The 25,992-nt window shown below is 72.0% G+C and carries 28 protein-coding genes; 11 read left to right on the top strand and 17 right to left on the bottom strand.

What is annotated here, in order from left to right; translation table 11 throughout:
* From AB0B33_RS07035 to AB0B33_RS07015, 5 genes are all read right to left on the bottom strand, one after another.
* Positions 1-1,638, bottom strand: a complete 1,638-nt coding sequence (locus AB0B33_RS07035; RefSeq protein ID WP_360767917.1) for a hypothetical protein — start codon at positions 1,636-1,638, stop codon at positions 1-3.
* Positions 1,639-1,801: 163 nt separating this feature from the next.
* Positions 1,802-2,785 (bottom strand): Ppx/GppA phosphatase family protein, encoded by a 984-nt coding sequence (locus AB0B33_RS07030; protein ID WP_360767915.1) that lies wholly within the window; start codon positions 2,783-2,785, stop codon positions 1,802-1,804.
* Positions 2,786-3,111: 326 nt separating this feature from the next.
* Complete coding sequence (locus tag AB0B33_RS07025; RefSeq protein WP_003062718.1) at positions 3,112-3,801, bottom strand: response regulator transcription factor; 690 nt, start codon at positions 3,799-3,801, stop codon at positions 3,112-3,114.
* Positions 3,798-5,039 (bottom strand): ATP-binding protein, encoded by a 1,242-nt coding sequence (locus tag AB0B33_RS07020; protein ID WP_360767912.1) that lies wholly within the window; start codon positions 5,037-5,039, stop codon positions 3,798-3,800. Before AB0B33_RS07020 ends, AB0B33_RS07025 begins: the two co-directional genes overlap by 4 nt.
* A gap of 146 nt (positions 5,040-5,185) precedes the next feature.
* Positions 5,186-6,061, bottom strand: coding sequence for an oxidoreductase (locus AB0B33_RS07015; protein ID WP_360767909.1), 876 nt, complete (start codon positions 6,059-6,061; stop codon positions 5,186-5,188).
* A 66-nt stretch (positions 6,062-6,127) separates the two neighbouring features.
* Between AB0B33_RS07015 and AB0B33_RS07010 the strand changes: the two genes are divergently transcribed.
* Both AB0B33_RS07010 and AB0B33_RS07005 read left to right on the top strand, forming a co-directional pair.
* Positions 6,128-6,766 carry a DNA-binding response regulator gene (locus AB0B33_RS07010; RefSeq protein ID WP_360767906.1) on the top strand — a complete coding sequence of 213 codons (639 nt, stop codon included), beginning with the start codon at positions 6,128-6,130 and terminating at the stop codon, positions 6,764-6,766.
* Positions 6,763-7,647: a hypothetical protein gene (locus tag AB0B33_RS07005; protein ID WP_360767903.1), complete on the top strand. Its 885-nt coding sequence runs from the start codon at positions 6,763-6,765 to the stop codon at positions 7,645-7,647. Before AB0B33_RS07010 ends, AB0B33_RS07005 begins: the two co-directional genes overlap by 4 nt.
* Position 7,648: 1 nt before the next feature.
* On the opposite strand, the gene AB0B33_RS07000 is transcribed toward AB0B33_RS07005, so the two are convergent.
* From AB0B33_RS07000 to AB0B33_RS06970, 7 genes are all read right to left on the bottom strand, one after another.
* Positions 7,649-8,398 carry a phosphoglyceromutase gene (locus AB0B33_RS07000; RefSeq protein WP_360767901.1) on the bottom strand — a complete coding sequence of 250 codons (750 nt, stop codon included), beginning with the start codon at positions 8,396-8,398 and terminating at the stop codon, positions 7,649-7,651.
* 702 nt (positions 8,399-9,100) lie between these two features.
* Entirely contained in the window at positions 9,101-9,958 is an 858-nt protein-coding gene (locus tag AB0B33_RS06995; protein ID WP_247015429.1) for a DUF4349 domain-containing protein, read from the bottom strand.
* A 70-nt stretch (positions 9,959-10,028) separates the two neighbouring features.
* Entirely contained in the window at positions 10,029-10,541 is a 513-nt protein-coding gene (locus tag AB0B33_RS06990; protein ID WP_247015431.1) for a YbjN domain-containing protein, read from the bottom strand.
* A complete protein-coding gene (gene mshA, locus AB0B33_RS06985) occupies positions 10,538-11,842 on the bottom strand; it encodes a D-inositol-3-phosphate glycosyltransferase (protein WP_360767897.1) in 1,305 nt (434 codons plus the stop codon). Before mshA ends, AB0B33_RS06990 begins: the two co-directional genes overlap by 4 nt.
* 22 nt (positions 11,843-11,864) lie before the next feature.
* Positions 11,865-12,680 carry an alpha/beta hydrolase gene (locus tag AB0B33_RS06980; protein ID WP_360767894.1) on the bottom strand — a complete coding sequence of 272 codons (816 nt, stop codon included), beginning with the start codon at positions 12,678-12,680 and terminating at the stop codon, positions 11,865-11,867.
* A gap of 3 nt (positions 12,681-12,683) precedes the next feature.
* A complete protein-coding gene (locus tag AB0B33_RS06975) occupies positions 12,684-13,859 on the bottom strand; it encodes an Ig-like domain-containing protein (RefSeq protein WP_360767891.1) in 1,176 nt (391 codons plus the stop codon).
* Between the two features lie 158 nt (positions 13,860-14,017).
* On the bottom strand, positions 14,018-15,073 hold the full coding sequence (locus AB0B33_RS06970; RefSeq protein ID WP_360767888.1) for a UDP-N-acetylmuramate dehydrogenase: 1,056 nt from the start codon (positions 15,071-15,073) through the stop codon (positions 14,018-14,020).
* Positions 15,074-15,097: 24 nt separating this feature from the next.
* Between AB0B33_RS06970 and AB0B33_RS06965 the strand changes: the two genes are divergently transcribed.
* The 4 genes from AB0B33_RS06965 (at position 15,098) to purU (ending at position 18,119) form a co-directional block, all read left to right on the top strand.
* Positions 15,098-15,604, top strand: coding sequence for a DUF2505 domain-containing protein (locus AB0B33_RS06965; RefSeq protein WP_360767885.1), 507 nt, complete (start codon positions 15,098-15,100; stop codon positions 15,602-15,604).
* Entirely contained in the window at positions 15,583-16,383 is an 801-nt protein-coding gene (locus tag AB0B33_RS06960) for a class I SAM-dependent methyltransferase (protein WP_360767882.1), read from the top strand. Before AB0B33_RS06965 ends, AB0B33_RS06960 begins: the two co-directional genes overlap by 22 nt.
* A 63-nt stretch (positions 16,384-16,446) precedes the next feature.
* Positions 16,447-17,148, top strand: coding sequence for a VTT domain-containing protein (locus tag AB0B33_RS06955; protein ID WP_360767878.1), 702 nt, complete (start codon positions 16,447-16,449; stop codon positions 17,146-17,148).
* A 104-nt stretch (positions 17,149-17,252) separates the two neighbouring features.
* Positions 17,253-18,119, top strand: coding sequence for a formyltetrahydrofolate deformylase (purU, locus tag AB0B33_RS06950; RefSeq protein WP_360767875.1), 867 nt, complete (start codon positions 17,253-17,255; stop codon positions 18,117-18,119).
* 20 nt (positions 18,120-18,139) lie between these two features.
* Here purU and AB0B33_RS06945 read toward each other — a convergent pair whose 3' ends face one another.
* Entirely contained in the window at positions 18,140-19,189 is a 1,050-nt protein-coding gene (locus tag AB0B33_RS06945; protein WP_247015451.1) for an NAD(P)-dependent alcohol dehydrogenase, read from the bottom strand.
* A gap of 91 nt (positions 19,190-19,280) precedes the next feature.
* On the opposite strand from AB0B33_RS06945, the gene AB0B33_RS06940 reads away from it, so the two are divergent.
* The 3 genes from AB0B33_RS06940 to AB0B33_RS06930 all read left to right on the top strand — a co-directional run bounded on the left by AB0B33_RS06940 (position 19,281) and on the right by AB0B33_RS06930 (position 21,206).
* Positions 19,281-19,901 (top strand): TetR/AcrR family transcriptional regulator, encoded by a 621-nt coding sequence (locus AB0B33_RS06940; RefSeq protein ID WP_360767872.1) that lies wholly within the window; start codon positions 19,281-19,283, stop codon positions 19,899-19,901.
* A gap of 62 nt (positions 19,902-19,963) precedes the next feature.
* On the top strand, positions 19,964-20,578 hold the full coding sequence (locus AB0B33_RS06935) for a pyridoxamine 5'-phosphate oxidase family protein (RefSeq protein ID WP_360767869.1): 615 nt from the start codon (positions 19,964-19,966) through the stop codon (positions 20,576-20,578).
* A 4-nt stretch (positions 20,579-20,582) separates the two neighbouring features.
* Positions 20,583-21,206 (top strand): HAD family hydrolase, encoded by a 624-nt coding sequence (locus AB0B33_RS06930; RefSeq protein WP_247015457.1) that lies wholly within the window; start codon positions 20,583-20,585, stop codon positions 21,204-21,206.
* On the opposite strand, the gene AB0B33_RS06925 is transcribed toward AB0B33_RS06930, so the two are convergent.
* From AB0B33_RS06925 to AB0B33_RS06915, 3 genes are all read right to left on the bottom strand, one after another.
* Positions 21,203-22,219, bottom strand: a complete 1,017-nt coding sequence (locus AB0B33_RS06925) for an NADP-dependent oxidoreductase (RefSeq protein ID WP_360767866.1) — start codon at positions 22,217-22,219, stop codon at positions 21,203-21,205. The genes AB0B33_RS06930 and AB0B33_RS06925 overlap by 4 nt on opposite strands.
* Positions 22,220-22,314: 95 nt before the next feature.
* The gene (locus AB0B33_RS06920) at positions 22,315-22,749 is read right to left on the bottom strand and encodes an SRPBCC family protein (RefSeq protein WP_247015461.1); all 435 of its coding nucleotides are present in this window, start codon (positions 22,747-22,749) and stop codon (positions 22,315-22,317) included.
* Positions 22,750-22,836: 87 nt separating this feature from the next.
* The gene (locus AB0B33_RS06915; RefSeq protein WP_360767863.1) at positions 22,837-23,682 is read right to left on the bottom strand and encodes an NAD(P)H-binding protein; all 846 of its coding nucleotides are present in this window, start codon (positions 23,680-23,682) and stop codon (positions 22,837-22,839) included.
* Positions 23,683-23,740: 58 nt separating this feature from the next.
* Here AB0B33_RS06915 and AB0B33_RS06910 point away from each other — a divergent pair, with 58 nt between their 5' ends.
* Entirely contained in the window at positions 23,741-24,232 is a 492-nt protein-coding gene (locus AB0B33_RS06910; protein WP_360767860.1) for a MarR family transcriptional regulator, read from the top strand.
* 29 nt (positions 24,233-24,261) lie between these two features.
* Positions 24,262-25,035, top strand: coding sequence for a methyltransferase domain-containing protein (locus tag AB0B33_RS06905; RefSeq protein WP_360767858.1), 774 nt, complete (start codon positions 24,262-24,264; stop codon positions 25,033-25,035).
* Here the strand turns inward: AB0B33_RS06905 and AB0B33_RS06900 are convergent.
* Entirely contained in the window at positions 25,032-25,955 is a 924-nt protein-coding gene (locus AB0B33_RS06900) for an ABC transporter substrate-binding protein (protein ID WP_360767855.1), read from the bottom strand. The two genes, AB0B33_RS06905 and AB0B33_RS06900, sit on opposite strands and share 4 nt — an antisense overlap.
* Between the last annotated feature and the right edge of the window lie 37 nt (positions 25,956-25,992).

Below are 25,992 nucleotides of genomic sequence, written 5' to 3'. Positions count from 1 at the left end.
TCAGCGGCCGACGAGCAGCAACGCGGCGGGCGACACCGTCACCACCAGGCCGACCAGCACGGCCAGCACGGTGGTCTGCAGGTCTTCGGCGCGGCGGATCTTCCGCACGATCCAGACCAGCGCGACGACCACCAGCAGCGCCGCGACCAGTGCCGCGGCCGGGATGTTCACCCACAGCCAGTTGAAGCCGAGCCAGACGGCGGCACCGCCGACCACGCCCATCGCCAGCTGGCCGGCCAGCGCGAGCCACGCCTTGCCGGGCGAGACGACGGCGGCCGGTTCCGGGGCGGGCTCGGGTGCGTCGTCGTACTCGTCGTCTTCGTAGCCTTCGCCCTGCTCGTAGGCGTAGTCGTCCTGCTCGAAGTCCGGGCCGTCGGCCGGGTAGCCGTCGGCGAACTCGCGCTCGTAGGGCTCGAGGTCGTCCGGGATCGGCGCGCGCGAGGCGCGGTCGCCGGGCGCGAACGGCATCGGCGGCGGGTACGCGCCCGTCGGCGGGCCGGCGTCGTAGGCGGCCTGGTAGCCGCTGCCTTCCGGCGCGAAGCCTTCGGGCTCGAAGTCGTCCTCGGGGTAGCCGTCGCCGGGGGCGTCGGTGGGCACCGCCGGCATCACGCCGATCTCGGTGTCCTCCATCTGCTCCTTCTGCCGGCGCTTGCGCCAGTTCGCGAGGCCGGGCGCGGAGGGCTCGTCACCCTTCTTCGACGGCGGCTCGTCGTCGGGCACCGCCGAGAACTGCTCGGTGTACGCCTCCTGCTGGGGCTGCGGACGGCGGCTCGGGGCCCGGCGGGGCCGGCCGGGCGCGGCCGGCGGCGTGGCGAACGTGCCGCTGGCCATCGGGCCGGGCGGGACGTCGATATCGGCGTCCGGGGTGCCGTTGAGCCCGTCCAGCCGGGCCGACAGCGGGCCGCCGGCCGGCGGCGGCGGGGCCGGGAGCTGCTGCGAGGGCTGCGGCGGCGTCGGCAGCTGCTGGGACGGCTGCGGCGGGCCCGGCCGGCGGCGGACCGGCGGGACGGCCCCGCGGGTCTCCTCGGCGGCGGGCGGCGGGACCGGCAGCTGCTGCGACGGCTGCGGGGGCGGCGGCTGGCGCCGGGGCGCGCGCGGCGGCACCGGCAGCTGCGCGGACTCCGGCGGCCGCGGTGCCGCGGGCGGCGGCTCCGGCGGGGCCGGGCGGCTGAACTGGCCGGACTCCTGCGGCGGCCGGACGTACTGGCTCGACTCCGGTGGCGGGACCGGGCGCTGGTACTGGCCGGACTCGGCGCCACCGGGCGCGGGCCGTGCCGGGGGCGGCGGCACCGGCCGGGGCAGCGGCTGGGAGTCCTGCGGCACCGCGCGGGGCGCGGGCGGCGGCGGGGGCGGCGGTTCGGCGCGGCGGCGCCCGGTGGGACGGCCGGGGGGCGGCGGGGGCGGAGCGCCCTCCGAGGCCACCCGGTCGATGATCGCCTGCGGCCCGGTGTCGCTCACGCCCGGACGCCGGTGCGATCCGGTCACGCCCGGTGCGGCTTCGGGGGTGCCAGGTTCGTCGTCGTCATCGGCCGCGCGCCGACGACGGCGCCGGCCGCCGCCTTCGGCCTGGGCACCGTGCTGGGCGAGCAGCTCAGCCACGGTCTTCTGCGGCTGGTCGCCTCCGGTCTGGTCCGTCATACCTGGCATTCCCTCGCGCGCACCGAATTGTCACTGGCGGCACCTCGCGGGGAGGTCCCCGACGGCATTCCGGCGGCGCAGCGCGCGCTGTGCACCGACCTTCGCATCTCCGTCACCTCTCCACCGTGCCCGTTCTCCGTCCGGGAAGTCCAGCCGGGTGCTTTCACCGGTCCTCCTGTGCGCTGAAGCGCCCGGCGTGGGCGGCTCCAGTCTCATCCGCGCCGTTGGAATGGTCCAGCCGCCGCAGGATCACACCCTCTCGCAGAGCCCACGGGCAAATCTCGAGTTCCGGGACTCCGAGCGCCCGCATCGTGGCCTGCGCGACGAGCGCACCCGCCACCAGCTGGTGCGATCGGCCCGAGCTGACGCCCTCCAGGTGGGCCAGATCGGCCGAGGACATCCGCGAGATGAAGGCCAGGAGCTGGCGCAACGCGGTGTCCGTGAGCGTACGTCGCACGCGCGGGCCGGCCGCCGAAGGGGCGGCGCCGGTCAGCCGGGCGAGTGACCGGAAGGTCTTCGACGTGGCCACGACGCGGTCCGGTTCACCCCATTTGGTGACCTTGCGCGCGAGCTCGGTGAGCTGGTCGTCCAGCCACGCCGACGTCGCGACGAGCTCGGAGCGCGTCGGCGGGTCGTGCTTGAACCGGGTGCGCGTGGTCCGCCCGGCCCCGAGCGGCAGGGATTCGGCCAGCACGGGTTCTTCGTCGCGGCCCATCGCGACCTCGAGCGAGCCGCCGCCGATGTCGAGCACGAGCAGCTGCCCGGCCGACCACCCGTACCACCGGCGGACGGCGAGGAAGGTGTGCCGGGCCTCGTCGACCCCGGAGAGGACCTGCAGCTCGACGCCGGTCTTGTCGGCCACGCGGGCCAGCACCTTGGCGGAGTTCTTCGCTTCGCGGACCGCGGAGGTGGCGAAGGCCATCAGCTCTTCGCAGCCCAGCCGCGCGGCCGCGTCCTTGGCGGATTCGACGGCGGTCACGAGCTCGTCGGCCCCGGCCTTCGAGAGCTCCCCGCCGGGGGTGATCTGCTCGGCCAGCCGCAGCACGGACTTCTCGGAATGCATCGGGGTCGGGTGGGCGCCACGGTGGGCATCGACCACGAGCAGGTGGACGGTGTTGGAACCGACGTCGAGTACCCCTAGGCGCACGGGGGTCCAGGGTACCGGCCCCGGCGCCAGGTCTCGAACTTGTAACCGAAAACACTCGGTGCGGCTTCGTCCCGGCGCGCCTCCCGCCGGGACGAAGCCGCCCAAAAAGGATTTACGTCTCGAACTTGTAGCCCAGTTCGCGAACCGTTACCAGGTGCCGCGGCGAGCCCGGGTCCGGCCCGGCGACCTCACGCGACCATCCGCCGGCCGGACCGCGGCCGACCGTCCTCATCACTCCGCCGTCCGTGCCGAGCCCGGTGCGGCGCGGGAAAGGGCGCCCCCGCGGCACCGAAGCCACGAGAACGCCCTCCCGAGCGAACACCGGCTTACGTCTCGAACTTGTAGCCCAGTCCGCGAACCGTCACCAGGTGCCGCGGCGAGCCCGGGTCCGGTTCGATCTTCGAGCGCAGCCGCTTCACGTGGACGTCGAGCGTCTTCGTGTCGCCGACGTAGTCCGCGCCCCACACCCGGTCGATCAGCTGCCCGCGGGTCAGCACCCGGCCGACGTTGCGCAGCAGGTACTCGAGGAGGTCGAACTCCTTGAGCGGGAGCGACACCTCGGCGCCGTCGACGGTCACCACGTGCCGCTCGACGTCCATCCGCACCGGGCCCGCCGAGAGCACCAGCGGGGCCAGCTCGCCCTCCGAGCCCGGCTCGCCGCCGCGGCGCAGGACTGCCCGCACTCGCGCGATCAGCTCCCGCGCCGAGTACGGCTTGGTGACGTAGTCGTCCGCGCCCAGTTCCAGGCCGACGACCTTGTCGATCTCGCTGTCGCGCGCGGTCACCATGATCACCGGCACGGCCGAGCGCTGGCGCAGCTGCTTGCACACGTCGGTGCCGCTCATCCCGGGCAGCATCAGGTCGAGCAGCACGATGTCGGCGCCGTTGCGGTCGAACTCCTCCAGCGCGGCCTGGCCGGTGCCGGCCACGGCCGCGGTGAACCCTTCCTTGCGCAGCAGGAAGGCGAGGGGGTCGGCGAACGACTCCTCGTCCTCGACGATGAGAACCCTGGTCACAGGTTTCCTCCATGATCTGGGCTGTCCTGCCCGGTAACCACGAGCCTCTGGGTGCGCTCGGGGGTCTTCTCCTGCCGCGGTGCCGGCGAGGTCTTGGCGGCCCGCGCCGGCTCCGGCGCCGGCTCGGGACTGACGTGCGCGGGGATGCGCAGGGTGAACGTCGAACCGGTGCCCGGCCGGCTCCACAGCCCGACCGAGCCGCCGTGGTTGGCCGCGACGTGCTTGACGATCGCCAGGCCCAGCCCGGTGCCGCCGGTGGCGCGCGAGCGGGCCTTGTCGGCGCGGTAGAAGCGCTCGAACACCCGGGTCTGCTCGTCCTCGGGGATGCCGATGCCGCGGTCGGTGACGGCGACCTCGACCATCCCGTCGGCCAGCCGCCTGCTGATCGAGACCGGGCTGCCGGCCGGCGAGTACGCGACCGCGTTCTCCAGCAGGTTCGACAGCGCGGTGACCAGCAGCGTCCGGTCGCCCTCGATAAGCAGGCCGCTGGCGGTGTCGGTGGTGATCCGGATGTCGGCCGACTCGGCCGAGAGCGTGGTGCGGCCAAGCGCCTCGCGGACGACCGCGTCGACCTCGACGACGTTGAGGTCGGGCAGCCGTTCGGCGCCCTGCAGCCGCGACAGCGCGATCAGCTCGGTGACGAGCTGGCCGAGGCGGGTCGACTCGCGCAGGATCTTGCCGCCGAACCGGCGGACCTCTTCGACGTCCTCGGCGGCGTCGAGCACGGCCTCGGTGAGCAGCGCGATCGCGCCGACCGGGGTCTTGAGCTCGTGGCTGACGTTGGCGACGAAGTCGCGGCGCACGGCCTCCAGGCGGATGGCCTCGGAGTGGTCGACGGCCTCGACGACGGTGAAGCCGTCGCCGAGCGGCCGGACCTGGCCGAGCACCGCTTCCGGCTGGCGGCCGCGGGCCTCCAGCGGCGAAAGGTCGATCTCCAGCGGCTCGTCGGTCTCGACGACCTGCTCGGCGGCCTTGCGGGCCCGCGGGTCGGCCTGGTTGACCTTGACGAGCCCCAGCTCGTAGGCGCGTGGGTTGTGCAGCACCATGTCGCCGAACCGGTTGAGCACGACGATGCCGTTGTTCGAGGAGCGGACCAGCCGTTCGAGGAGCTCGGCGACGGTCGGGCCCGGTGGCCGGGCTTCCTCCCGGCGGGAGCGGACCCGCGCGAGGAGGTAGCCGGCCACCGCACCGGCCACCAGTGCGCCGATGGCCAGTGCGAGTGAAACAGGCGTGGTCACGGGCCGATCGTAAGCTGAGAAGTGGCCCTTCGGCCTAGCGTTGTCCGCCTTGTCGTGAGCACCGCGACACCTGCGGAGGACATGTTCGCCGGGGCTTCAGGCGGCGTTCACCCGATCGATTCCGCGGCGAGACATACCGGGTGAATTCACCCCTTCGCGTCGAGCGTCGCCAAATCGTCCGCGGTGAGCTCCAGCGCCGCCGCGGCGACGTTCTGCTCGAGGTGCGCGACGTCGCCGGTGCCGGGGATGGCGAGCACGTGCGGGCCCTGGTGCAGGGTCCACGCGAGGCGCACCTGCGCCGGGGTGGCGTCGTGCCGGCGCGCGACGGCGGCGACCCGCTCGTCCTCCCCCTGGCCGCTGGCGACGGCGAAGAACGGCACGAAGGCGATGCCGCGCTCGGCGCACATCCGGACGATCTCGTCGTCCTCCCGGCGGGCGGTGAGGCCGTACTGGTTCTGGACGCAGACGACCGGCGCGATCTCGAGGGCCTCGGTGAGGTGGTGCGGCGCGACGTTGGAGATGCCCAGCTCGCGGATGAGACCTTCCTCGCGCAGCTCGGCGAGCGCGCCGAAGCCGTCGGCGAGCGAGCCTTCCCCGCGGTCCAGGCCTTCGCCGATCCGGTAGTTGGCGACGTCGAGGTGGTCCAGCCCCAGCTCGCGGAGGTTCTCTTCGACCTGGGCCCGCAGCTGGTCCGGGCGGGCGGTGTAGAACGCGCCGGTGAAGTCGCGGCCCGGGCCGACCTTGGTGGTGATCGTCAGGTTCTCGTAGGGCGCGAGGGCGGTGTTGATCAGCTCGTTGGCCGAGCGCGGGCCGGCGAAGTAGAAGACGGCGGTGTCGATGTGGTTGACGCCGAGCTCGACCGCGCGGCGCAGCACGGCGATCGCCGTCTCGCGGCTCCGGATGCCGCCGTCCGAAGTGGACATCAGGCGCATCGCGCCGAACCCGAGCCGGTTGACTTCGAAGGAGCCGAGCTTCCAGGTGCCCGCCGCGGCGGCGGGGGTGGTGGTGGTGTTCGTGGTCATGGCTCCAGCCTCGCGATCCGGCCCGCGCACCGCCGGTTTTGGCATTTTGCTGCCAGACTGGAATGCGTGGAGAGAGTGAGTGACGTCGTCGTCGTGCGGGGCGAGGCCGAGCTGTTCGAGCGGACCCGGCACCTGTTCGCGACCGCGACGGAGATCTCGTGCGCGGCACGGGACCTGCACACCTGGTCGGTGGCGCACCCGACGGCGCCCGAGCGCGAGCAGGCCGTGCGCGAGACGAACGTGCGCAAGATGTACCTGCCCGGCGTCCTGTTCGACCCGGCGCTGGCGGAGCACCTGCGGTTCATGACCACGCACGGCGCCCGCATCCGGATCACCGAGCGCGAGGTCAACGAGACGATCCTGCTGGACCGCCGGATCGCGATCGTGGCGGGCGACCACGTCGGCGGCGTCCGCAGCTACACCGTCGTCAGCAGCCCGGAGCTGGTCCAGGGCATCCAGTCGCTGTTCGAGGCGGCCTGGGCCGGCGGCACCGACCTCGAGTCCTACCAGGCCCGGTTCACCGAGCTGGGCGCGCGCGAGATCCTCGAGCAGCTGGCGTCCGGCTGCAAGGACGAGACGGCGGCCCGCACCCTCGGCGTGGGCCTGCGGACCTACCGGCGCCGGGTGGCGGAGCTGATGGACGTCCTGGGCGCGTCGTCGCGGTTCCAGGCCGGGGCGCGGGCCCGCGAAGCCGGACTCCTGTGAAGCGAGCTCTCCTGGCGCTCGTCCTGGTGACGTCGGCGTGCTCATCGGCGATCCCCGGCACGGCCGTCCCGGTCCCGGGCGCGGGAAACCTCGCGCTGGTCGACGCCTCGGGCACGGGCGCGGCCCTCGACGCGGTGAAGACGGCCGCGGAGACGGTGTTCAGCTACGACTCCGCGAACCCGGCGGCCTTCGACCAGGCCGTCGCCGCGAACGTCACCGGCGCGGCGAAGGACCAGCTCACGGCGTTGTTCGACCAGATCAGGAAGAGCCCGCAGCCGGTCCGCCTGGTCACGCGGGTGCGGGAGGCGGCCGCGGTGGAGTTCACCGGCGACCGGATCCGCGAACTGGCCGTGCTCCGGCAGGACAGCGGCGCCGCGCAGGGCCTGGCCACGGTCGCGGTCACCGCGACCCGGCAAGGCGGGCGCTGGCGGCTCACCGACCTCGCGATGGACCCGGCGCAGCCGGCGCCGGCCGCGCAGCCGGACGACGGCAGCCCCGGCGGGGTGCGCGACTCGGCGCTGGCCGGCGCCCGCGCGGTGGCGGGCGCGCTCTTCACGACCGACAGCGGCGATCCCGAAGGCAGCTACGCACGGGCCGAAGCCGTCCTCGCCGATCCGCTGCTGAGCGACTACCGCTCGAGGAAGGCGACCTACGTCGAAGCGATCCGCAAGGTGGGCACGAAGGTCGCGCTCGGCCCGAACCCGATGGCCGGGGTCCTCGCGATCGCCGGTGAACGGGCGGTCGTGCTGTTCTTCACGACGCTGCAGGTCACCGACACCACCGGGAAGGTGACCACCCGCCCCTTCACGGCCGAACTCGACGTCGTCCGCGAAGGGGCGAGCTGGAAGGCGACCGGCGTTCGGCCGGTCGTCTCGCCCTAGCTCAGCGGCCCTGGTTGGCGACCGCGGCGGCGGCCTCCTTGGCGGCCTCGGGGTCGAGGTACTCGCCGCCGGCCTTGACCGGCTTGAGGTCGTCGGTGAGGTCGTAGCGCAGCGGGATGCCGGTCGGGATGTTCAGGCCGGCGATGTCGGCGTCGGAGATCCCGTCGAGGTGCTTGACGAGCGCGCGCAGCGAGTTGCCGTGCGCGGCGACCAGCACGGTCTTGCCCGCGCGCAGGTCCGGCACGATGGCGGACTCCCAGTACGGCAGCAGCCGCTCGACGACGTCCTTGAGGCACTCGGTCAGCGGCGCGTCGTCGCCGAGGTCCGCGTACCGGGCGTCGCCGGCCTGGCTCCACTCGTCCTTCGGGTCGATCGCGGGCGGCGGGGTGTCGTAGGAGCGGCGCCAGAGCATGAACTGCTCCTCGCCGAACTCCGCGAGGGTCTGCTTCTTGTCCTTGCCCTGCAGCGCGCCGTAGTGGCGCTCGTTGAGCCGCCAGTCGCGCTTGACCGGGATCCAGTGCCGGTCGGCGGCGTCCAACGCGATGTTCGCGGTGGCGATCGCGCGGCGCAGCAGCGAGGTGTGCACCACGTCCGGCAGCAGGCCGGCGCCGGCCAGCAGCGTGCCGCCCTGGCGGGCTTCGCCCTCACCCTGCTCCGACAGCGGCACGTCCACCCAGCCGGTGAACAGGTTTTCCGCGTTCCACGTGCTCTGCCCGTGGCGGAGCAGCACCAACGTCCCGAGTTCAGCCATGCGCCAAGCCTGCCAGAACCGTTTCGTGAATCCACCAGTGACCTCGACCTACGCAGAGTGTGTTACTCCTAAGTAACACCTCACTCTTCGACAAGGCGAAGCGCCAACAACGCGCAAATTCCGGGCAGCGAACTGCACACCGTTATCGCTCAGCGGTAAATTCACTCGAACGGACTAGTGAGTAGTCTTGTGATTACCCGTCGAGATCTGACAGGTTGACTACGTCCCGAGCGGCTGGATTCCACGCACTCCCCGGCCGCATTCGGGCTTTGACCGCGGCTCGTCTCCCCCTGCCGAGCCGCGGCCCGCCGGCCCCGTTGGCACCCCCCTCGTCACCGGGTCCTGATCGGCGGGAACTTCAGCGGGGCGGCTCGAGATCGCGACTCCCCCCTCCCTCGAGCCGTCCCGCCTGCCCGCTCACACTTCGGCCGGCTGCGGCTCGAGGCCGCGTCCCCACGCCCGTGGCGGACCGAGCCCCGCGGTTCCGGACGTCGTGAAAGACCCTTTCACCCCGCCAAACGCGGTAAACGGGTCTTTCACGACGGGGCAGGCACGCCCGCTCACGCCTCGGCCGGCTCCCGTTCGAGATCGCGCCCCCCACCCGAGACGGACCGAGCCGCGCAGCTCCGGACCTCATGAAAGACCCTTTCACCCCACCAAACGCGATGAACGGGTCTTTCATGACGTCGCAAGCGCGCCCGCTCACACCTCGGTCGGCTCCGGTCGTGCCGCGCGGCGGCGCCGGTTCAGCCACCAGGCCGCCCAGGCCAGCGGGCCCACGATCAGCAAGAACGGCGCGATCGCGCCCAGCACCGTCAGCAAGCCGCCGCCGAAGGTCAGGAACGCGTCCCAGCCGCCGGCCAGGCCGCCCAGGAACCCGCTGTGGTCCTCTTCGGCCGGTGGGGGCGCCGCCACGCTCCGGACGCTCATCGCCACCGTCGCCATCGCGACGCTGCCCGCCAGCGAGTTCTTCTGCTGCTCCAGCGATTCCAGCGTCGACTCGCGGCTGGTCAGCTCGCTCTCGACCGAAGCGATCTCCGACACCGAGGTCGCCCGCGCGAGCAGCGCGCGGATCCGCTCGACCGACGCCCGCTGCGTCTGCAGCCGCGCGTCGACGTCGACGACCTGCTCGGTCACGTCCTGCGTGTTCAGCTCCCGCTTCACCAGGCTCGAGCCCAGGTGCGAGAGCTGGTCGAGGGCGCCGTCGAGCTTGTCCGCCGGCACCGCGAGGGTGAGCGTCGCGTACTCCTCGCCGGTGCTCTCCTGCCCGGTGTAGCCGCCCGCGCCCTGCGCGATCCCGCGGGCCTGCGCGACGACGTCGGTGACCTTCGTCGCGGTCAGCTCCAGCCGGGCGCTGCGGGACAGCTTCCGGTCGGTGGCGCCGGCCTGCGGCGGCGTCACCTTCGATTCCGCCTTGCCGCCCGTCCCCTGCTTCGGGACGGCGGGCGCGACCCCGCCACTGTCCGCCGTGGACGATGCCCCGTTGCCCGCCGACGAGCAGCCGGCCAGCGCGAAGGCCACGGCCACGGCCGCGAGCCCCGCTCTCCATCGAGTCCGCATCCTGCTTCTCCCTCCAGTTTCGACTGGCGGTGAGACGGATGTCCGGTTCAAGGCCGTTGCACGGCCATGGTCACGACTCGGTCAAGCCCGGTTCGTGCGGCTGCGCGGGGGCGACGAGGTGCTTGAACGCCTGCAGGTTCGCCAGCGACTCGCCGCGGGAGACGCGCCAGTCCCACTCGCGCTTGATCGACGTCGCGAAGCCGATCTCCAGCAGCGTGTTGAAGTCGCCGTCGGCGGCCTCGAGGACCTGGCCGAGCACCTTGTCGAGCTCGTCGGCCGACATGGTCTCCTTGCCGAACCGGCCGACCAGGTAGATGTCCCCGAGACTGTCCACCGTGTAGTGCACGCCGTAGAGCTTCGCGTTGCGCTGCAACAGGAACCGGTAAACGTCCTCATGGGACTCATCGGGGCGGCGGCAGACGAAGGCCTCCACCGAAAACGCGTGGTCGCCGTCGACCAGCCACGCGTTGGTCTGGAGCTTCTTCGTGCCGGGCAGGGTGACGAAGTACTTGCCGGGACCGCGTTTGTCGTACTTCAGCTCCGCCGAGTCCAAAGTGGACTGGATCAGCTGGTCCAGGCTCACACCGCCACCTCCGCGCGCAGGTCCAGCGCCTGCCGGAACGCGCTGGTGGCCTGAGCATAGATGTCGAGCAGCGCGTCCGTCGTGCGGCGCCAGGAGAAGCGGCGCGCGTGCACGACGGCGTTCGCGCCCAGCTCGGCCCGCCGGTCCGGGCGCAGCGCGACCGCGGCCAGCGCGTCCGCCCACTCCTCGGCGCCGTGCCCGGGCACCAGCAGGCCGGACACGCCGTGCGGCACCGCCACCGGCAGCCCGCCGACCTCGGCCGCGACCACCGGCGTCCCGCAGGCCTGCGCCTCCAGCGCGACCAGGCCGAACGACTCGTTGTAGCTGGGCACCGCGACGACGTCGGCGGCGCGGAAGACGCGGGCGAGGCGCTCGCCCGGCTGCGGCGGCAGGAACCGGACCTGCGCCTCGATGCCCAGCGAAGCGGCCAGCTCACGCAGGGCCTGCGGCTGCTCCAGCCCGGTGCCCGACGGCCCGCCGACGATCAGCACGACCAGGCGCGAAGCCAGCTCGGGGCGGCGGCGCAGCATCGCGGCGGCGGCGTGCAGCAGCACGTCCGGCGCCTTGAGCGGCTGGATGCGGCCGGCGAAGGCGAGCACGACGTCGTCGGCGGCGAGTCCCAGTTCCGCGCGGGCGAGGGACCGGGAGCCCGGCGTGAAGCGTTCGAGGTCGACGCCCGGCGGCACGGCGTGCACCGCGTGTGGCTCGGCGTCGTAGAGGTCGATGAGCTGGCGCGCCTCGACCGCGGTGTTGGCGACCAGCCGGTCGGCCTCGGCGACCACCTGTTCCTCGCCGATCACGCGGGTGCGCGGCTCGGGCTTGTCGCCCTCGGCGAGCGCGGCGTTCTTCACCTTCGCCAGCGTGTGCGCGGTGTGCACCAGCGGGACCGACCAGCGGTCGCGGGCGAGCCAGCCGACCTGGCCCGAGAGCCAGTAGTGCGAGTGGATGAGGTCGTAGTGGCCGGGCTCGTGGAACGCCTCGGTCCGCAGCACGCCGGAGGTGAACGCGCACAGCTGCGCGGGCAGCTCGTCCCGGCCCAGCGGCTCGAACGGCCCCGCCTGCACGTGCCGCACGGTCACCCCGGGCGCCAGCTCGGCCACCGGCGGCTGGTCGGACGCGGTCGCGCGGGTGAAGACCTCGACCTCGACGCCGCGGCGGGCCATCTCGATCGAGGTCTGGCTGACGTAGACGTTCATCCCGCCCGCGTCGCCGGTGCCGGGCTGTTCGAGCGGTGAGGTGTGGACGGACAGCACCGCTATCCGGCGCGGCGCAGCCCGGAACCCCCGGTGAGAGCTGGTCACGTGGTCACGTCTCCTGCGTACTTCAGCATTCCTCGGCGAATTGCCGCAGCACCGCGTCGAACTCGGCCGCGGACTCGGCGAAGGGCGCATGCCCCCCGTCAGCGAACCAACGCCCGAGGGCACCCGGAATCTTCCCGAGTGCGTGTTCGGCTACCGAGGGTTCGATCACGCGGTCGGCCGTTCCGTGCGCCACCAGAGCCGGTTTGTCCACCGTGACCAGCACTTCCTCGCTGCCGATGTCCCGGCGGAAGAGCGCCGAACGAACGGCGGGGGGCACGCAGAGAGACGCCCCGAGCATGGCCTGGACCTGCGCGCCGGGCACCGGGCCGGCGGCCATCCCGCGGCAGAACTCGGTGAGCGCCGGGACCGCGGTGTCCGGATCGTCCGAAAGCATCGCCCGCATGTGCTCGCGCATCAGCGGTCCGACGCGCCCGCCCGGCCGGTCGCGGCCGATCTCGGTGATGGCCCCGACGAGCACGAGGCCGCCCAGCCGTGCGGTGCCGTGCACGCGGATGTGATCCACGAGCACCAGGCCGCCGTAGGACCAGCCGACGACGATCGCGTCCGGCCCCGCGAAGTCGAGCACCGCGGCGAGGTCGTCGGCCCAGACGCGTGGGTCGTCGTAGCCCGAGGTGGGGACGTCGGAGGCGCCGTGGCCCCGCAGGTCCACCGCGACCAGCCGGAAGCGCTCGGTCAGCGCGGGGTCGGCCAGCTGCGCCGCCCAGCAGTCCGCCGACTGCGCCCAGCCGTGCACGAACACGATCGGCCTGCTGTTCTCGGCTCCCTCGACCCGCAGGCCGAGCCGGACCCCGCCGTGCCCGACGACTTCGGTGCGCACGGGTTACTTCGCACCCAGCCCTTGCCAGGCCGCCCAGCTGTAGTTCCAGTCCTTGACGTCGGAGTTCATCGGCGGCGACAGCTTCGAGCCGGTGATCTCGACCGGGTCGCCGACGATGGCCGAGTCGAAGTAGTCCTTGGCGTCGGCTTCGAGCAGGTTGACGCAGCCGTGGGAGTTGTTGTTCTTCCCGATGTTGGCCGCGTTGTCCTGGTTCTCGTGGATGAACTCGCCGTGGTTGGAGAACCGGCAGGCCCACTTCTTGTTGACGTTCGTGTAGCCGTAGCGGGCGTTGTCGAAGATCGCCGACGGCTCCCGGCTCATGATGATGTAGGTGCCGTTCGGGGTGTTGCGGTCGACCTCGGCGTCCAGCCCGTTCGCGCACGGGTAGCTCTTGACCTGCGAGCCGCCGCGGTAGACGTGCATCTGGTGCTCGGGCGTGCTGATCTTGACGACCTGGTTGCGGCCGATCTTGAACTTCGTGGTGACGTCGGCCTTGCCGTACGCGCCGCCGCCGAGCTCGACGCCGTAGAGCTTCGCCTCGACGCTCACGGTGATGTTCTGCGGCCAGTACTCCTTCGGCCGGTAGTCGACCTGGCTGTCGGACAGCCAGCCCCAGGCGCCTTCGACGTCCTTGTCCGTCTTCACGGACAGGGCCTTCTCGACGGCCGCGCGGTCCTTGACCGGCGACGCGAACTTGACGCTGATCGGCATGGCCACGCCGACCGTCTGGTTGTCGGCCGGGTTGAGCGTGGCGCGGACCTGCTTGGCCGGGCTGATCGTGGTGAAGGTGCCGGTGAGCTCGGCCGGCTTGCCGTCGGAGCCGGTGGCCTTGGCCGCGTAGGTGTAGGTCTTGCCGTAGCCGAGCGGCTCGGAGCTGGTCCAGGTGAGCCCGTCGGGCGCGGTGTCGCCCTTGACGGCCTTGCCGCCCTCGGCGGTCACCTTGCACTCGGTGAGCTTGCCGTCGGCGACCTTGATCACCACGGGCTTGAGCACCGCGGCGTCCTTGGCGCCGACCGCCGGCTCGGCCGTGATCTTCGCCACGGGCTGCGCGCTCTCCCCGTCGGCGCCCGCCGCCCCGGTGGGCAGCGCGGTGCCGTCGTTCGTGCTCGAACACGCCGCGGCCACCACTGCGGCCCCCGCCGCGAGAGCGACCTTGAAAACCGTGCGCCGTTCGATCACCGAAACCTCCTGTGTTCCCCCACCGACCAGCGGGTCCACGCCCTTAGCGCTGGTAGCCCGCCCGACGTTACCCGTCGAAAGGTAAAGACCATCCGATCAGGTGGCCAAGCCTTTGTCGACAAAGACGTCTCAGCCACGTCCAGGTTGCCCGGTTCGGCTCAAATGACGCAGTTGATCAGCAGCGGTTCCGGGTGCAGCGAGACGCCGAAGCGGGCGAAAACGCCGTCGCGGACCTCCCTGGCCAGCGCCAGCAGGTCTTCGGTCGACGCGCCGCCACGGTTGGTCAGCGCGAGGGTGTGCTTCGTCGACAGCGAGACGCGGTTCCCCGGTCCGGGGTACCCCTTGGCGAAGCCGGCGCGCTCGATCAGCCAGGCCGCCGACAGCTTCGTGCCGCCGTCGGCCGGGTACTGCGGGACCGCCGAACCGACCGCCGCCGTGATCCGCTCGAGGACCGCTTCCGCTTCGGCGCCCGGGACGATCGGGTTGGTGAAGAACGAGCCCGCGCTCCACGTGTCGTGGTCGGCCGGGTCGAGCACCATGCCCTTGCCGCGGCGCAGGCCGAGCACGGCTTCCCGCGCCTCGGCGGCCGGGACCCGGGCCCCGATCTCGACGCCCAGGGTGCGCGCCAGCTCGGCGTAGCGGATGGGCGCGGAGAGGCCGTCTTCGCGGACCTCGAAGCGGACCGAGAGGACGACGCCGGTGTCGGTGCCCTTGAGGACGCTGGTGCGGTAGGCGAAGCCGAGCTCGTCGGCCTTGAGCGTGCGCACCTCGCGCGTCACGCGGTCGTACAGCTCGACCGAGACGATCGACTCGGCGACTTCACAGCCGTACGCGCCGACGTTCTGGATCGGCGTCGCGCCGACGCTGCCGGGGATGCCCGACAGGCACTCGAGCCCGCCCAGGCCGGCCTCGACCAGCCCGGCGACGAAGGCGTCCCAGTTCTGGCCGGCCTCGACGTCGACGAAGTCACCGTCGCGGCGCCAGCCGGTGTTCGCCACCTCGACCAGCGTGCCGTCGAACCCCGCGTCGGCGACCACCAGGTTGGAGCCGCCGCCGAGCAGCAGGACCGGCTCGCCCGCCGCGTCGGCGTCGCGGACGGCCTCGACGAGTTCTTCGCTGGTCACGGCGGTGGCGAACCGGCGGGCGGGGCCGCCGAGGCGCAGGGTGGTGTACGCCGAGAGCTGCGGGAGCGCGGGAGTCGGGGCGGTGTTCACCCGTCTGACGGTACTGTCCGGCTCATGGGATCCCGGATCGAGCACCGTGCTGAGTTCGCCGCCGACGTGGCCGCCGTCTACGCCGCGGTGTCCGGCGAGGACGCGCTGCGGGCCCGGCTGGCGGAGCTCGGCGGGCACGACGCCGAACTGCTGTCGTACGACGTTTCCGACACCGGCCTGACCTACCGGCTGCGGCAGGGCATCAGCGCGGACAAGCTGCCGTCGGCGGTGCGGACGCTGCACAAGGGCGACCTGATCGTGACCCGGACGCAGACCTGGCGCGTGAGCAACGACGGCACCGGCCACCAGGGCCAGGCGTCGGTCGAGGTCGGCGGGGTCCCGGGCGAGATCGCCGCGCGGACGGCGGTGCTGGCCAACGGCGACACGACCGTGCTGCGGACGAGCGGCGAGGTGACGGTCCGGATCCCGCTGTTCGGCGGGAAGCTGGAGAGCGTGATCGCCGAGCAGGTCACGAAGCTGCTGGAGCACGAAGCCGAATTCACCGCGAAGTGGCTGGCCGGGGCCGCCTGAGCCCGGTCGGCGCGCCGACCCGCGGCACGACGAACCCGAACCGCCTGCGCCGGGTCGACCGGTGGATCGCGTCGGCGCCGGCCACGACCCGGCTGCTGCGCGCGGCCCCGGACCCGCTGGTCGTCGACCTCGGCTACGGCGCTTCCCCGGTGACGACGGTCGAGCTGGCCCGCTGGGTGCGGCGGGTCCGGCCGGACGTCCGGGTGCTCGGCCTGGAGCTGGACCCGGTGCGCGTCGCGGCCGCGTTGCCCGCCGCGGCACCGCCGCTGCTGGACTTCCGCCGGGGCGGGTTCGAGCTGGCCGGCACCCGGCCGACGCTGGTGCGCGCGTTCAACGTGCTGCGGCAGTACGCGGAGGACGAGGTCGCGGGCGCGTGGGAGCTGGTGCTGGCCTCGATGGCGCCCGGCGGCCTGCTGGTCGAGGGCACCTGCGACGAGATCGGGCGGCTGTCGACGTGGGTGCTGGTGTCGTCGGCCGGGCCGGTCTCCCTGACGCTTTCGCTGCGGCTGGCCGGGCTCGACCGGCCCTCGACCATCGCCGAACGGCTGCCGAAGGCGCTGATCCACCGGAACGTGCCGGGCGAGCGGGTGCACGCGCTGCTGTCGGCGCTGGACACCTGCTGGGCGACGGCGGCGCCGCACCAGGCGTTCGGGGTCCGCTCGCGCTGGCTGGAGGCGGTCCGGCTGCTGGCCGCGCGCGGCTGGCCGGTGCTCGGGCCGCCGTCCCGGATCCGGCTGGGCGAGCTGACCGTGCCGTGGGATTCGGTCGCCCCCGCCTGAACGTTCACCGGGGCACCCCCGCTGCGTCACCCCGAAGTGACCTGCGGTGATCACCATTGAGCCGTGGAACTCCTGGGGCAGGTCACCGAGCTGCTGCGCGGCGCGCTCGGCTCGCCGTGGCTGTGGGTGGTCGTCTTCGCGGTGTCCGGGTTGGACGCTCTGCTGCCGTTCATGCCCAGCGAAACGACCGTCGTCACCGTCGCCGTCCTGCTCGGGCCCGATCCCGCGCAGCTGACCGCGCTCGCCGCGGTCGCGGCCGGCGGGGCGTGGGCGGGTGACTGCCTCGGGTACGCCGTCGGGCGGTCCGCGGGGCCGCGGGCCGTCGCGTGGCTGCAGCGCGGACCGGAGGGGCAACGCCGCTACGGGTGGGCGCGCGACCAGGTCCGGCGCAACGGCGGGCTGCTCATCATCGCCGCCCGCTACCTGCCCGGCGGGCGCGTCGCCAGCTCGCTCGCGAACGGCAGCCTGGGCTACCCGCTGCCGCGGTTCGTCGTGCTCGACCTCGCCGGTGCCGCGATCTGGGCGGTCTACAGCGTGCTGATCGGCCTGGCCGGCGGCGCCGCGTTCGCCGACGAGCCGGGCAAGGGCCTGCTGCTGTCGTTCAGCCTCGGCCTGGGCCTGGTCTTCGCCATCGAAGCCGGCCGGCGGCTGCGGTCGGCCCACGCTCGAAGCGATCGACGTCCACGCCGAGGCGCTGAAGCGGGCGGCGCTGCGGTCCGGTCCGGCGGCCCCGGCGCCGAACTGTCCGAAGTGGACTGTCCATGACCTGGTGGACCCGGCGCCGACGTCCACCGCGTGCGCCGGGCGTCCGTCACGGACGACCTGGCACCACTCGCGGCGCCCTGACCAGCGCGAGGGAGAATGCCGTCGTGACCGCTCCCGAACGCCGCTACGTCATCACCTTCGGCTGCCCCGACCGCACCGGCATCATCGCCCGGATCTCCGGGTTCCTCGCCGAGCACGGCGGCTGGATCGTCGAAGCGGCCTACCACACCGACCCGGACACCGGCTGGTTCTTCACCCGCCAGGTCGTCCGGGCCGACTCGCTCCCGTTCGATGCCGCCGAGCTGCGCGCGCGCTTCGGCGAGGTGGCCGCGGACCTGTCCGCGGAGTCGAGCTGGCAGGTCAGCGACACCGGCGAGCGGCGCCGCGCGGTGGTGCTCGTCTCGAAGGCCGGGCACTGCCTGTACGACCTGCTCGGCCGGGTCGCTTCCGGCGAACTCGACGTCGACATCGCGGCGGTGATCGGCAACCACGAGTCCCTCGCCGACATCACCCGCGCGCACGGCATCCCGTTCCACCACGTGCCGTTCCCGGCCGGGGGCAAGGAAGCCGCGTTCGAAGAGGTCCGCGGGCTGGTCGACGAGCACGACCCGCACGCGGTGGTGCTGGCCCGGTTCATGCAGATCCTGCCCGCGGACCTGTGCCGCGACTGGGCCGGGCGGGCGATCAACATCCACCACAGCTTCCTGCCGTCGTTCGTCGGCGCGAAGCCGTACCACCAGGCCCACACCCGCGGCGTGAAGCTGGTCGGCGCGACCTGCCACTACGTGACGGCGGACCTCGACGCGGGCCCGATCATCGACCAGGACGTCATCCGCGTCGACCACGGCGACTCCGTCGAGGACATGGTCCGCAAGGGCCGCGACATCGAGAAGGTGACGCTGGCCCGCGGCCTGCGCTGGCACCTGGAGAACCGGGTGCTGGTGCACGGCAACCGCACCGTGGTGTTCTGACGCGGTTGCCGTGCTCTTCCTCAGGCGCCGATCGTCTTGGCGTCGATCACGAAGCGGTAGCGCACGTCGGAGTTCTCGACGCGCTCGTAGGCCTCGTTGACCTTGGCGGCCGGGATCGTCTCGATCTCCGCGCCGATGCCGTGCTTCGCGCAGAAGTCCAGCATCTCCTGGGTCTCCGCGATGCCGCCGATCATCGAGCCGGCCAGCACCTTGTTGCCGCCGAGCAGCGAGAACGCGTTGTAGTTCAGCGGCTCGCCGGGCGCGCCGACGTTGACCATCGCGCCGCCGACCTTGAGCAGGCCCAGGTAGGCGTCGATCGGCAGCTTGGCCGACACGGTGTTGAGGATGACGTCGAACTTGCCCTTGAGGACGTCGAACGTCGCTTCGTCGCTGGTCGCGTAGTAGTCGGTCGCGCCGAGCTTCAGGCCGTCTTCCTGCTTCTTGAGGCTCTGGCTCAGCACGGTCACCTCGGCGCCCATCGCGGCGGCGATCTTGACGCCCATGTGCCCGAGCCCGCCGAGGCCGATCACGGCGACCTTCTTGCCGGGGCCGGCGCCCCAGTGGTGCAGCGGCGAGTAGGTGGTGATGCCCGCGCACAGCAGCGGCGCGGCGACGTCGAGGTCGATGCCTTCGGGGATGCGGCAGACGAAGGCGTCCTTCACGACGATCTGGTTGCTGTAGCCGCCGTAGGTGTTCTCACCGTCGAAGCCGACGCCGTTGTAGGTCTGGACGTTGCCCTTGACGCAGAACTGCTCGGTGCCGGCCAGGCAGTATTCGCACTCGCCGCAGGAGTCGACCATGCAGCCGACGCCGACGCGGTCGCCGACCTGGTACTTCGTGACGTCCGAGCCGACCGCGGCGACGACGCCGGCGATCTCGTGGCCCGGGACCATCGGGAAGATCGCCTGGCCCCAGTCTTCCTTGGCCTGGTGGATGTCGCTGTGGCAGATGCCGGCGTAGGCGATGTCGATCAGGACGTCGTCGGCACGCAGGTCACGGCGCTCGATCGTGGTCGGTGCGAGCGGCGCACCCGGCGCCGGTGCGGCAATGGCGTGCGTGGTGGTGCTCATGGAACCCTCCAGGTTCAAGTACCGTTGGTCGTCGTAAGAGGTCTCTTACATGTCTACGTAAGAGAGGTCTTACATATTTCGATCGGGAGATGTGAACCAGCTCATGGGCGGCAAGTACCACCACGGCGACCTCCGCGGCGAGCTCGTGCGCGTCTCCCTCGACCTCATCGCGGAGCAGGGGCTGGCCGGCTTCTCGGTCGCGGAGGTCGCCCGGCGCGCGAAGGTCAGCCCGGGCGCGCCTTACCGCCACTTCGCCGACCGCGAGAGCCTGCTCGCCGAGGTCGCGTGCACGATCGCCTGCCAGCTCGCCGAGCGCGTCGCCACCGCGGCGGCCGAGCACACCGACCCGGCGGACGCACTGGCCGCGGCGGCCGGCGCCTACACCCGCTACCTGATCGAGCGGCGGGCCGGGATGAACGTCCTCTACGCCGACGGCCTGCACGGTCCCGAGCAGACCGAGCTGCACGAACAGACCCGAAGGCTGACCGACGAGTTCCTGATGCGCTGCCTGGCGGTCGCGCCGGACCCGGCGACGGCGCTGGAGCTGATGGAGCAGCTGTTCACCCAGGCGCACGGCTACGGCACGTTCCAGCTCGACGGCGTCTTCGTGAAGCACGGCTATTCGGTGGACCTGGTGGTCGAGAAGTCGACGACGGCGGCCCGGATCGCGATCGCGGGCCGGACGGGCGCTCCGATCGGCCACCGGCCCTGACCGGAGGTGCGACGGCTGCTGGGCAGTCCCGCTTTGTCGGTGGGGCGCGCTAGCTTGGGCGCATGGGGATCATCGACTCACACGAGGCCTTGCGGGACCTGATCGGCGAAGCCAAGCCGATCACCCAGCAGAAGATCATCGACCGGATCGACGAGCACGCGCGGAACCTGATCGCGCACTCGCCGTTCGTCCTGCTGGCGACGTCCGCCCCCGACGGCAGCTGCGACGTCTCGCCGCGGGGCGACCCCGCGGGCTCCGTCCTGGTGCTCGACGACAAGACCCTCGTGCTCGCCGACCGCCCCGGCAACAAGCTGATCGACAGCTTCCGCAACATCATCGACAACCCGCACGCCGGCCTGCTGTTCCTGGTGCCGGGGATGAACGAGACGCTCCGGGTGAACGGCCGCGCGAAGCTGGTCTCGGACGCGCCCTTCTTCGACTCGCTGGTGGTGCGGGGCAAGCGGCCGAAGCTCGCGGTGGTCGTCGAGGTCGAAGAGCTGTACATGCACTGCGCGAAGGCGTTCCTGCGGTCCTCGCTGTGGGACCCGGCGACCTGGCCGGACCGCTCGACGCTGCCGACGCTCGGCACGATCATGCGCGACCAGATGGCGCTGCCGGTGTCGGCGGAAGAACTCGACGCGGGACTCAACGAACGGGCGCTGACCCAGCAATACTGAACCCATGCTCTGCGTCTTCGACGTCAACGAGACCCTGCTCGACCTCGCTGCCATGGACGCCGTCGTCGGCGGGCCCGACGTGCGGCGGGAGTGGTTCGGGCTGGCCATCCACACCGTCCTGACCGTGACGGCCACCGGCGGCTACCGCGACTTCGCGGGCATCGCCGGGGAAGCCGCGATCGAGGTCGCCGACCGGCACGGGCGGGAAGTCGACCTCGCAAAGGTCGCCGCGGGTCTGCGCTCGCTGCCCGCGCACCCGGACGTCGAACCCGGCCTCGCGAAGCTGCGCGAAAAGGGACACACCGTCGTCGCGCTGACGAACTCGCCGCTCGCCACCGCCGAGGCGCAGCTGCAGAACGCCGGGCTGGCGCCGCTGCTCGACCGGATCTTCTCGGCCGAGCAGGTCGGCAGGCTCAAGCCCGCGCCCGAGCCGTACCGCCAGGTCGTGGCCGCGTACCCCGGGATGCGGGCGGTGATGATCGCGGCGCACGACTGGGACATCGCGGGCGCCCAGGCGGCGGGCCTCGAGACGGCGTTGCTCACCCGTCCCGGCGTCCGCCCGCTGCCCGGTTCGCCCGCGCCCACCTACACCGCGTCGACCCTGCCGGAGCTGGCCGGACTGCTCTAGTCGGCGATGCGGACCAGCATCTTGCCGGTGTTGGCCCCGGACAGCAGGCCGAGGAACGCCTCGGGCGCGTTGCGGATGCCGTCGACGAAGGTCTCCGAGTACTTGATCTGCCCGGACTGCACCAGCGGCGCGATCTCGGTGACGAACTGCTCCTGCAGGCCCCAGTGGTCCAGCACGAGCAGGCCGCGGATGGTGATCCGCTTGGCGATGATCTGCGAGAGGTTGCGCGGCGCCGGCGTCGCCTCGGTGGCGTTGTACTGCGAGATCATCCCGCAGACGGCGATGCGGCCGTGCACGGTGATCGCGTCGATCGCCGCTTCGAGGTGCTCGCCGCCGACGTTGTCGAAGTAGACGTCGATGCCCTCGGGCGCCGCGGCGTGCAGCTGCTCGGCGACCGGGCCGTCCTTGTAGTTGAAGGCCGCGTCGAAGCCGAGGTCGTCGATCAGGTGGCGGACCTTCTCCGCCGAACCCGCCGAGCCGATGACCCGCTTGGCGCCCTTCAGCTTCGCGAGCTGCCCGACGAGCGAGCCGACCGCACCGGCCGCGCCGGAGACGAACACCGTGTCGCCCGGCTTGAACTCGGCCGACTCCAGCAGGCCCGCGTACGCCGTGAGGCCCGGCATGCCGAGCACGCCGAGGTACGTCGACAGCGGGGCGGCGTCGCCGTCCACCTTGACGAACCGCTTGGCGTCGAGCACGGCGTGCGTGCGCCAGCCGGCCTGGTGGAGCACGTGGTCACCCGGCTTCACGCCGTCCACGTGGGACTCGACGACCTCGCCGACCGCCCCGCCGTTCATGACCTCGCCCACCTCGAACGGCGGCGCGTAGGACTTCACGTCCCGCATCCGGCCGCGCATGGCCGGGTCGACGCTCATGACCAGGTTGCGCACCAGGATCTGGCCCTCGCCCGCAGCGGGGATCCCGGTGTCCACGATCTCGAAGTTGTCGTGCGTGGGGACGCCGTGCGGGCGGGACGCGAGCCGGATCTCGGTCGCCTGGGTGGGTGCGTTCACCGTCGAACTCCTCAAGTCGGTCGAAGCGGGGCAGGCGCCCCGGATTCCACCGGGTAGAACCCGCTAACCGGGGCGCACATTCCGATTGTGACGCGCTACACGATCTCGGCGAGCTTCCCGAGCACGCCGTCGTAGATCTTCTTCAGCCCACCCGGCGCGAAGGTCTTCTCGAAGAAGCCACCGACACCACCGGCACCGTCCCAGGTGGTCTCGATCTTCACGACGCTCTTCTCACCGGCCTCGGCGACCGTCCACGTGGTGACCATGCTCGAGTTCGCGTCGGTCTCGACCAGCGTGCCGGGCTTCGGCTCGCTGACCGTGGCCTTGACGTCGCGCACCCGCTTGGACGTCGCCTGCAGCTTCCAGCCCGCCTTGGTCCCGGCGCCGACCCCGCCTTCGGTGACCTCGTAGTCGCGGTAGTGCTCGGTGAGCAGCTTCGGGCGCGTCTCGGCGTAGTCGGCGACGAGCGCGCGAACCTTGTCGGCCGGAGCGTCGATGGTGCGCTCCGCGGTGGCCGTGACCTTTCCCATTTCACTCCTTCTGGCGAGCTTCGCGAACAGACTCCACGATCCCACCGTGCCGTGCACGTCCTGCGCGCGGTCTCACCCGACCGCGGATCAGCCCCGGAAATCCGCGGCGTGGTCGGCCGCCCAGTGCGCGAAGGTCCGGGCCGGGCGGCCGAGGATCTTCTCCACCTCGGCCGTCGGCGGGAACTGCGGGCGCGCGAGGTGGGCGGCGTAACGCACCATCATCGCCGTCACGAACGGCTCCGGAAGGCCACCCGCGACCATCCCCCGCGCGGCCGCCTCGGCCGGCACCTCGTGGAACCGCAACGGCCGGCCGAGCACCTCGCCGAGCACCCGCACCATCTCCGCGTGCGACAGCGATTCCGGACCGGTCAGGTCGAAGCGGCCGAGCACGTCATCGTCGACGAGCGCGCGGACCAGCACCGCGACCAGGTCCCGTTCGTGGAGCGGCGACTCCTCGAACCCGGCGTGCACGTACCGGACGTCGTCGCCGGCGCGGATCTGCCCGCCCCACGCGGTCAGCGCGTTGAGGGCGAACGAACTCGGCCGCAAACTCACCCACTCGAGCCCGCTCGTCGCGGCGGCGTCGTCAGCCTCCTTGTTGCGGTCGCCACGGAACCGGGACGGCTGCGCCGCGAGGTCATCGTCCACATTGGCCGCGGAGAGCGCGACCACCCGGCGGACGCCGGCCTCGCGGGCCAGCGCGACCAGGTCGTGCGCGGCTGCGCCGACGGCCCGCGGGTGGAGGAACAGCGCCGACGCACCCCGCAGCGCGTCCGCGAGGGTCTCCGGGCGCGAGGGATCGCCCTCGACCACCTCGACGTCCGATGGGAAGCCCGCCGTGCGCGGCGTGCGGGTGACGACCCGGGCACGGCCGCCCAGTTCGGCGGTGAGCGAGCGGCCGACCAGGCCGGTGGCTCCGGTGAGCACGATCATGGCGAACCCCCGGGATAAGCTGATGCCTGAAGTCCAGATGATAAGAGGAGCATATCATATGACTTCCATATTAGATGATGGCGCGGGCGTCCGCCGACGCCGGTCGACCGTGGCTGTGAAGGAGTCACTGCGCGAGCTGCGCAACCAGCTCTCCCTCCTGAACCACCAGGTCAGCGCCCACCTCGCGCTCAAGGACGTCGACCTGGACTGCCTCGAGCTGATCGCCCGGCACGGTCCGCTCAGCCCCAGCGCGCTGGCCCGCCGCGCCGGCCTGCACCCGGCGACCATGACCGGCATCCTCGACCGGCTCCAGAAGGGCGGCTGGATCGTCCGCGAGCGCGATCCGGAGGCCGCCGACCGGCGTTCGGTGGCGGTGCGTGCCGTCCGCGGCCGCAACGCGGAGCTGTTCCGGCTCTACGCGGGGATGAACACGGCGATGGACGAGCTCTGCGCCGGCTACAGCGAAGAAGAACTGGCGCTGATCGCCGGCTTCCTGCGGCGCACGACGTCAGCGGGCCACACCGCGACCGGCGAGCTGGCGAAGGACTGACCAGCGCTTTTTGTGCTGTACTCGGGGGCATGTGGCAGTCAGGCGACGCTTACGAGGCCTACATCGGACGCTGGAGCCGCAAGATCGCGGAGACGTTCGTCCGGCAGCTCGACGTCCCGGCGAGCCGGCGCTGGCTCGACGTCGGCTGCGGCACGGGTGCGTGTACGGCCGCGGTGCTGAAGGCGGCGAACCCGGCGGAGGTCGTCGGCGCCGACCCGTCCGAGGGGTTCCTCGAGACCGCCCGCGCGAGCGTGACCGACCCGCGGGCGTCGTTCACCCTGGCCGATGCCCAAGAGCTGCCGTTCCCCGATGACCGCTTCGACGTCGTGGTGTCGGGGCTGGTGCTGAACTTCGTCCCGGACCCGGCGCGCGCGGCGGCGGAGATCGCCCGGGTGAGCGCGCCGGGCGGGCTCGCCGCGGCGTACCTGTGGGACCTCGCCGAGGGCATGGAACTGATCCGCCGCTTCTGGGAGGCGGCCGGCGAGCTCGACCCGGTCGCCGCCCTCGACGAAGGGCGCCGATACCCGCTGTGCCGCCCGGAACCCCTCGGCAGGCTGTGGACGGAAGCCGGCTTCACCGGGGTCTCCGTCGGGGAGATCAAGATCCCCACGGTGTTCCGGGACTTCGACGACTACTGGCAGCCGTTCCTCGGCGCGCAGGGCCCGGCCCCGGCGTACCTCGCGTCGCTGCCCGAGGCCCGCCGGGACCAGATCCGTGAACTCCTGCGCGGCCGCCTGCCCACGAACCCGGACGGCTCGCTCCCCCTCTGGGCGAGCGCCTGGGTCGTGCGCGGAACCGCTTAGAGACCGGCCTGCGCCAGCCAGTCCTTCGCGACGTCTTCGGCCTTTTCACCGTCGGAGTCGACGCGCTTGTTCAGGTCGCGCATGACGTCGGTCGTCAGCTTCGCGCTCACCGCGTTGACGGCGGTCGCGAAGTCGGCGCCGCGCTCGTCGAGCACCTTCTTGTTCACCGCCGGCACGACGTTCTCGGTCGGCACGATGTTCAGGTCGTCCTTGAGCACCGTGTAGTTCGAGTCGCCGGTCAGCGGGCTGACCGAGTCGACCGGGATGACCGTGACGGCCCCGGACTTGAGCTGCTCGACCCGCGGCCCGGCTTCCTGGATGGTCTGGAAGGTCGCGTTCGTCAGCTTGTAGGTCTCCTTGAAGCCGAGGAAGCACGGAAGGCGCTTCTCGCACTCCGGCGGACCCGCCATGACGACCTTGTCGAGCTTCTTCAGGTCGCTGATGGACGCGATGCCCTTTTCCTTGGCCAGGTCCGACTTGACGATGTAGGTGTTCTTGTCCTCGGCGGGCGCGTAGTTCAGCAGCCCGACGCCGCTGGGCTCGAACAGCTTGGCCAGCTGGTCGTGCTCCTCCTGCGCGCTCTTGCCCGCCTCCTTGCCGAAGCCGGTGGTGATCGCCGCGCCCTGGTACTCCGGGACGAACTGCAGCTCACCGGACTTGAGCGACGGGTAGATCAGCTCCCGCGAGCCCAGGTTCAGCTTCTTCGTCACCGGGTAGCCCTTGGCCTCCAGCGCCTGGGCGTAGATCTCGGCGAGGATCTGGCTGTCGGTGAAGTTGAAGGACGCGACGACGATCGGCGCCCCGCCCTTGCTCTGCGCGGCGGGCTTGTCACCGCTGTCGCTGCCACCACCACAGGCGGCCAAGCCGAGCGTCGCCGCGACGGCCACCGCCACCACGGACGCGTTCCGGAACCAGCGCACGAATCCCCACTCCCTCGTCACTCGAACAGACGAAAGG

The organism is Amycolatopsis sp. NPDC049159 (assembly GCF_040648295.1).
Classification (GTDB): domain Bacteria; phylum Actinomycetota; class Actinomycetes; order Mycobacteriales; family Pseudonocardiaceae; genus Amycolatopsis; species Amycolatopsis pretoriensis_A.
This window is presented reverse-complemented; position numbering and strand designations above follow the sequence as displayed.

Excerpts from the sequence above, each read along its gene's own strand:
- AB0B33_RS07035 (WP_360767917.1), bottom strand. The coding sequence starts at position 1,638 with ATGACGGACCAGACCGGAGGCGACCAGCCGCAGAAGACCGTGGCTGAG.
- AB0B33_RS07015 (WP_360767909.1), bottom strand. The coding sequence starts at position 6,061 with ATGACCACGAACACCACCACCACCCCCGCCGCCGCGGCGGGCACCTGG.
- AB0B33_RS07000 (WP_360767901.1), bottom strand. The coding sequence starts at position 8,398 with ATGGCTGAACTCGGGACGTTGGTGCTGCTCCGCCACGGGCAGAGCACG.
- AB0B33_RS06995 (WP_247015429.1), bottom strand. The coding sequence starts at position 9,958 with ATGCGGACTCGATGGAGAGCGGGGCTCGCGGCCGTGGCCGTGGCCTTC.
- AB0B33_RS06965 (WP_360767885.1), top strand. The coding sequence starts at position 15,098 with ATGGGATCCCGGATCGAGCACCGTGCTGAGTTCGCCGCCGACGTGGCC.
- AB0B33_RS06945 (WP_247015451.1), bottom strand. The coding sequence starts at position 19,189 with ATGAGCACCACCACGCACGCCATTGCCGCACCGGCGCCGGGTGCGCCG.
- AB0B33_RS06935 (WP_360767869.1), top strand. The coding sequence starts at position 19,964 with ATGGGGATCATCGACTCACACGAGGCCTTGCGGGACCTGATCGGCGAA.
- AB0B33_RS06930 (WP_247015457.1), top strand. The coding sequence starts at position 20,583 with ATGCTCTGCGTCTTCGACGTCAACGAGACCCTGCTCGACCTCGCTGCC.
- AB0B33_RS06920 (WP_247015461.1), bottom strand. The coding sequence starts at position 22,749 with ATGGGAAAGGTCACGGCCACCGCGGAGCGCACCATCGACGCTCCGGCC.
- AB0B33_RS06915 (WP_360767863.1), bottom strand. The coding sequence starts at position 23,682 with ATGATCGTGCTCACCGGAGCCACCGGCCTGGTCGGCCGCTCGCTCACC.
- AB0B33_RS06910 (WP_360767860.1), top strand. The coding sequence starts at position 23,741 with ATGACTTCCATATTAGATGATGGCGCGGGCGTCCGCCGACGCCGGTCG.
- AB0B33_RS06905 (WP_360767858.1), top strand. The coding sequence starts at position 24,262 with ATGTGGCAGTCAGGCGACGCTTACGAGGCCTACATCGGACGCTGGAGC.